Annotated in this window: 1 protein-coding gene; it reads left to right on the top strand. The window is 35.7% G+C overall.

Annotation, left to right across the window (positions count from 1 at the left end; all coding sequences use genetic code 11):
* Positions 1–15: 15 nt before the first annotated feature.
* Positions 16–398: IS30 family transposase (locus BCAMP_RS15185; protein ID WP_156921251.1), on the top strand; the 383-nt coding region annotated here is incomplete at its 3' end.

Raw genomic sequence — 398 nt, 5'->3', positions numbered from 1 at the left:
AAAACATTGACTTGAATAAAAAGGTATCACGACAAATTAAGAAACAAAAAAAGTCGTAAGAACAAGCGTATATTAGGACAATCAATTGAAAAACGTCCAGACATCGTTGATGTCCGAGAAGAATTAGGGCATTGGGAAATTGATACTGTTGTTGGTCTGAAAAATAAAGCAGACGCTGTTTTATTAACAGTGACTGAGCGTAAAACACGATTTGAATTCATACTCAAAGTCGAAGGAAAACAAGCATCTTTTGTGAATAAAGCCCTCTTACACCTTAAGAAACAGTGTGGATCATATTTTGGAGCCCTCTTTAAAACCATTACTGCGGATAATGGCAAAGAATTTTCAGGCATCAATGAGTTGCTCAAAGATACACTGGCTATTTATTTCACACATCC

It is taken from the genome of Brochothrix campestris FSL F6-1037, assembly GCF_000525915.1.
Classification (GTDB): Bacteria; Bacillota; Bacilli; order Lactobacillales; family Listeriaceae; genus Brochothrix; species Brochothrix campestris.
Note: the sequence above shows the minus strand (reverse complement) of the source record. Positions and strands in the feature narration are given on the sequence as shown.